Below are 4,953 nucleotides of genomic sequence, written 5' to 3' on the forward strand. Positions count from 1 at the left end.
GGCACGAGATGCTCGGCGAGCCCGACCTCGACATCCGGGTGACGACCGTCTTCCCGGGCTACATCCGCTCGGAGATGAACGAGCACCTGTCGCGCACGCCGTTCATGGTCGACACCGAGGTCGGGGTGCGGGCGATGGTCCGGGCCATGGAGGACGAGAAGGAGCAGGCGTTCGTCCCGGCCTGGCCGTGGGTGCCGCTCGGGACGGCGCTGCGGCACCTGCCGCTGGGCGCGGTCCGCCGGATGACCTGAGGCGGGGGTCCGGGCCGGGCTGCGCTGTGCCGTGCTGTGGCGTGCCCTGGCGTCCGGTCAGGGTGTGCGGGCGGTGACGAGCAGCCGGTCCGCGGTCCGGCGCCCCACCCCCGGGCGGACCGTGACGTCGGTGAGCCCCGCCGCGGTGAGGTGGGCGGTCAGCTCGTCCCCGGTCCACGGCCGCATCGTGAACGTGTGCCGGTGCTCGGTCGTGACGCGGCCCCCGGCGTCGGTGACGACGTGCCGCTCGTCGACGACGATCCGGCCGTCCTGCCAGGTCGGGCGGCTCGTGAAGCGCAGCCGTCCGCCGTCGGGCAGGTCTACCTCAGTGATGCGCTCCACGCCGTCGGCCCGGATCCGGGCGGCGGCCGCCTCCCGGACGTCGAGGACGAGGACCCCGCCCGGTCGCAGGGCGGCGGCGAAGGAGCTCAGCGCGGCGGAGCGCTCCTCGTCGGTGAGGAGGTCGTTGAGCACACCGCGGCAGGCGACGGCGTCGGCGGACTCGTGCAGGCCGAGGGCGCAGACGTCGCCCACCGTCGCGGGGGCGTCCGGGCAGCGGCGCCGGGCCAGGGCCAGCAGGCGGGGCGAGGCGTCGACCAGCGTCACGCGATGACCCCGGGCCAGGAGGGCCGCGGCGTGGCGGCCGGTGCCGCAGCCGGCGTCGAGGACGTCGGCGCGGTCGTCGGCGCGGTCGTGGCCGGCCGCGCGGAGGGCGTCGTCCACGGCGTCGACCCACGGCTCGACGGGGTCGGTGACGAGGAGGTCGTAGACGTCGGCGTGGACGTCGTAGAAGGGGCGGGCGGTGGAGGCGCGCGCCGACGGGGAGGTCACGGGGTCGAGGCTGACACAGAGGTGGTCCCGGGCGGGTCGGTCCTCGCTTCGGCCGCGGGCGGACTTCGGGACGGCCTTGGACGCAAGTCAGCGGGCGGTCGCCTTTCGTTGCCCGGTTCTGGTCGACTGGGGTCGGGTCACAAGAGGGCTTGGACGCAGTCGGCGGGCGGTCGCCTTCCGCTGCCGCCCCTCCTTCGCTTCGAGCGGACCTCCGGGCGGCTTCGATCGGGGTGGATGTCCGGCACCCGCCGCTGTGACACCTTTGCCGGCCGTCTCGACACGTTCCGGGCGCGGCCTCCGACCCCTTCCGGGCGGCGCCGGCTCGCGGCAATCGTGGGCCGCACCGGCCCCTTTGAGATTGCTGCAAAATCCCTCCAATGTTGTTCTGCTGCAAAGTGATTCACGGGTGCAATTGCTTGTCGTCGTACGCGTGTTCGGGTAAGATCGGGGCATGGACCGGGGGGACGTCAGCAGCCGCATCGCCGCACTACGCGGCGATGCTGTCGCGCTGGCGAGGGACCTGGCCGAGCACGGACGTGGGCTGGATCCGCGGGAGGCGTTCGAGGTCGCCGGGGAGCTGCAGGGACTGGTGAACGCGGCGGAAGGTGCGCAGGCGGTGGCCGCCGCGTACGGGGCGCGGTTCGAGAGCCGGATGGTCTCGGACCGGGTGATCGAGCGGACCCACCCGGTGGGGTTCGTCGACGGCATGGCCCCGTCGATGCTCGCGATGGAGGCCGGGGTCACCGAGGGTGTCGCGGGGCGGAAGGTCCGGCTGGGGGCGAAGCTGTCCGCCCGGTTCCCGCAGGTCCTCGAGCTCGTCCTCGAGGGGGAGGTGGCGGCGGTGACGGCGCACAAGGTCCTCGACGCCTGCGCCGGCCTCGACCGCGACGCGTGCCGGCGGGTGGACGCCTCGCTCGCGCCGCGGCTGGCTGCGATGGACCCGGCGCGGGTGTCGTCCGAGACCCGCCGGATCGCCGCCCGCGTCGCCGCCGACCAGGTCGCGGAGCATGCCGCGAAGACCAGGAAGGTGCGGACGGTCGAGGTGTGCCCGAGCGAGGACGGCCTCACCGAGTGGTTCGCCCTCCTGCCCACGGCGACGAGCAAGGCCGCCTGGAGCGCGGTGGAGTCGTTGGCGGCGGAGTACCGGGACGTCGACGACACCCTCACCGTCCCGGAGTCCCGGGCCGACGCCTTCGGGGACCTCCTCCTGCGGAACGTGACCGTCAACGCGCAGGTCACCCTCGGGGTCCCCGTCGTCACCGCCGCACCTGACCCCGCCGTCGTCCCGACCGTGCGGACGTTCTCCCCGCGGGATCCCGACGAGACGATCATCGACGCCACCACCGGTGAAGAGGTCCGCATCGGCGACCTGCCCGCCGACACCCAGGAAGACCTCGGCTGGCACGACTTCGCGGACTACGAGTGCGCCGACGGTCCCGGCGTGCCGACTGCGGTCGAGATGGCCCCCATCCGTGTCGGTGCCGACACCGGCGCCACCGCCCTGGTCTCCGGGGTGCAGCTGCCCGGCCTGGGCTGGGTCGACGCCACCACCGTCGCCGGCATCCTGTCCACCCTCCCGCTCCAGGTCGCCCGCGCGGTCCTGAACGCCGACACCGGCACCCTGGCCTCCATCACCACCGACGCCTACCGCCCACCAGCGCGGATGCGGCAGCTCGTCACCACCAGGGACGGCACCTGCCGCATGTACGGCTGCACCCGCCCCGCCGAGCGCTGCGACCTCGACCACGTCCGCCCCTGGCCCACCGGACCCACCACCCCGAGCAACCTCGCCGGACTCTGCCGCCGCCACCACCGCCTCAAGCAGCAAGGCCACTGGCGACCCACCCTCCACCCCGACGGCACGATGAGCTGGACCGACCCGTCCGGCCGGACCCGCACCACCGAACCCGCCCACCGCACCGTTCCTGACTCTTCGTCGCCGACACCGAGAACTGCAGCCCCGGCAGCAACGGCACCAGCCGCTCCTCCACCGGCAGCACCGCCACCGGCCGCACCGAGCCCGGGCGACCACTCCTGGGACGAGGTTCCCATCCCCTTCTGAGTGGCCTCCGGGTCGCGGCTCACCGCGTCAGTGGAGCAGCTTGAGCCCGACGACGCAGCCGACGATCCCCGCGACGAGCAGCAGCCGGACCGCCGAGACGGTCTCGGCGCCGGTGGCCATGGCGTAGCCCACCGTGAGCGCCGCGCCGATGCCGACCCAGACGGCGTAGGCGGTGCCGACCGGGAGGGAGCGCATGGCGTGGGCGAGGCCGGCCATGCTGAGGGTCAGGGAGACCGCGAACACGATCGACGGCGCGAGGCGGGTGAAGCCCTCCGAGCGGGAGAGGGCGGTGGCCCAGACGGCCTCCAGGACGCCGGACAGGATCAGGACGAGCCAGGGCATGACGATCTCCTCGGGAGCCGTCTTGTCGCTGACCGGGTACGGCACCGCTCGTCCGGGGACCTCGGGGAGATCCTGCGGACAGCCTCTCAACGGCGGGCCCGAGGGGCAAACCCCGACGTGGTGATGCCGGTCCCCGCCTCGCCTACGGCGTCCGGTCGTCGGGGTCCGGGTCGGGGTCGGAGCGGCGCTCGGCCCGGGCGGCGAGGTAGACCGCGCGGACGCCGACGGCCCGCTCCAGCTCGCGGGTGACGAGGGAGAAGAACTGGCCGCGGTAGGTGTCGTCGGTGACCGCGCTGACCGTGAAGTACAGGCCGGAGAAGGCCGACAGGAAGAACGAGACCTTGACCAGCTCGACCGAGACGCTGGGGACGAACGGCACACCGTGGGTCGCCTCCAGCGTCGTCCAGGCCAGCTGGGTGTCCTGCTTCATGATGATCGACCCGAAGAGCAGCAGGAACAGGAAGACGCCGATGACGAGCGCCACCACCTGGACCAGCTGGATGACGAGCAGCGTGACGATGAGGTTCCACCGCTCGAACCCGCTGACCTGCGCGTACGACGCGGGGTCGGCGTCGGGGTCGTCGACGAGCCGGGCGCAGGTCTCCTCGAGCGGGGTGCCCGCGCAGGCGCGGACAAGGAAGTCGTCGTCGACCGCGTCGTCGAGCTCGTCGACCTCCTCCGGCAGCCGGACCAAGAGGAAGACGACACCGGACCCGAGCAGCAGCAGGGCGACGACCCAGTGCGTCGCCAGGGTGAGGCTCGCCGTCATCTGCCAGGCCTCGGCGTTGATGAAGAGGAACGCGACGAACACGAGCAGCAACGGCAGCGCACGGGTCAGGGTCGAGGCGAGCAGCCGGATGCTGCTGACCGTGCGACGGACGGCGAAGGTGAGGATGGGGCGGGCCCGCAGCGCCGTCGAGACGTACGCGACCCCGACGAGCACCGACAGCGACAGCCACAGCGCCGGGGCCGCGCTCACCTGGTGCGACACCCACCCGAGCAGCCCGCCGAGCGCCGCGGTGACGACGAGGACGAGGGCGACGAGCGGCACGGCGCGCCGCGGCTGCATCGCCTCCCGGGCGGCGGCGCGCTCGGCCGGGACGAAGTAGGCGAGGCCGTTGGCGAGGAACCAGCGTTCGGTCGCGGCCAGCGGGTCGGCCTCCGGGCGCCGACGGGAGAGCCGCGGACGGCGGCGGTCCGTGGGGTCCATGGCGCGACAGCCTACGGTTGGAGGCACCCGACCCCGGAGGTGCTCCCCATGGCCCGTGTCGTCGTCCTCAGCCGGCTGCCCGGCGACGCCGTGGAGCGCCTGCGTGGCGCCCACGACGTCGACTACCGCGACGTCGACGCGGCCGTCCCGCCGGAGGAGCTGCCGGACGTCGTCGCCGGCGCCGAGGCCGTCGTCGTCACCCTCGGGCACCGCGTCGACGCCGCGTTCCTCGACGCCGCCGGACCGGACCTGCGGGT

At 73.7% G+C, this 4,953-nt stretch carries 4 protein-coding genes, 2 pseudogenes and 1 riboswitch; of the genes and pseudogenes, 3 read left to right on the plus strand and 3 right to left on the minus strand.

What is annotated here, in order from left to right; all coding sequences use genetic code 11:
• Positions 1–251: pseudogene (locus tag EPD83_RS19755) on the plus strand (SDR family oxidoreductase); the annotation flags it as partial.
• Between the two features lie 57 nt (positions 252–308).
• On the opposite strand, the gene EPD83_RS19760 reads toward EPD83_RS19755, so the two are convergent.
• Positions 309–1,082 (minus strand): class I SAM-dependent DNA methyltransferase, encoded by a 774-nt coding sequence (locus tag EPD83_RS19760; RefSeq protein ID WP_165567045.1) that lies wholly within the window; start codon positions 1,080–1,082, stop codon positions 309–311.
• Positions 1,083–1,533: 451 nt separating this feature from the next.
• Here EPD83_RS19760 and EPD83_RS19765 point away from each other — a divergent pair, with 451 nt between their 5' ends.
• A complete protein-coding gene (locus EPD83_RS19765) occupies positions 1,534–3,144 on the plus strand; it encodes an HNH endonuclease signature motif containing protein (protein ID WP_165567046.1) in 1,611 nt (536 codons plus the stop codon).
• Between the two features lie 27 nt (positions 3,145–3,171).
• Here EPD83_RS19765 and EPD83_RS19770 read toward each other — a convergent pair whose 3' ends face one another.
• A complete protein-coding gene (locus EPD83_RS19770; protein ID WP_165567047.1) occupies positions 3,172–3,486 on the minus strand; it encodes a DMT family transporter in 315 nt (104 codons plus the stop codon).
• Positions 3,487–3,497: 11 nt separating this feature from the next.
• Positions 3,498–3,562, minus strand: a riboswitch (guanidine-III (ykkC-III) riboswitch).
• A gap of 66 nt (positions 3,563–3,628) precedes the next feature.
• The gene (locus EPD83_RS19775) at positions 3,629–4,696 is read right to left on the minus strand and encodes a hypothetical protein (RefSeq protein ID WP_128365329.1); all 1,068 of its coding nucleotides are present in this window, start codon (positions 4,694–4,696) and stop codon (positions 3,629–3,631) included.
• Between the two features lie 48 nt (positions 4,697–4,744).
• Between EPD83_RS19775 and EPD83_RS19780 the strand changes: the two are divergent.
• Positions 4,745–4,953: pseudogene (locus EPD83_RS19780) on the plus strand (D-glycerate dehydrogenase); the annotation flags it as partial.

The organism is Phycicoccus flavus (assembly GCF_004025965.2).
Classification (GTDB): Bacteria; Actinomycetota; Actinomycetes; order Actinomycetales; family Dermatophilaceae; genus Phycicoccus; species Phycicoccus flavus.

Bases quoted from the DNA above. Each gene is read 5' to 3' on its own strand.
- EPD83_RS19765 (WP_165567046.1), top strand. From the start codon at position 1,534: ATGGACCGGGGGGACGTCAGCAGCCGCATCGCCGCACTACGCGGCGAT.
- EPD83_RS19770 (WP_165567047.1), bottom strand. From the start codon at position 3,486: ATGCCCTGGCTCGTCCTGATCCTGTCCGGCGTCCTGGAGGCCGTCTGG.
- EPD83_RS19775 (WP_128365329.1), bottom strand. From the start codon at position 4,696: ATGGACCCCACGGACCGCCGCCGTCCGCGGCTCTCCCGTCGGCGCCCG.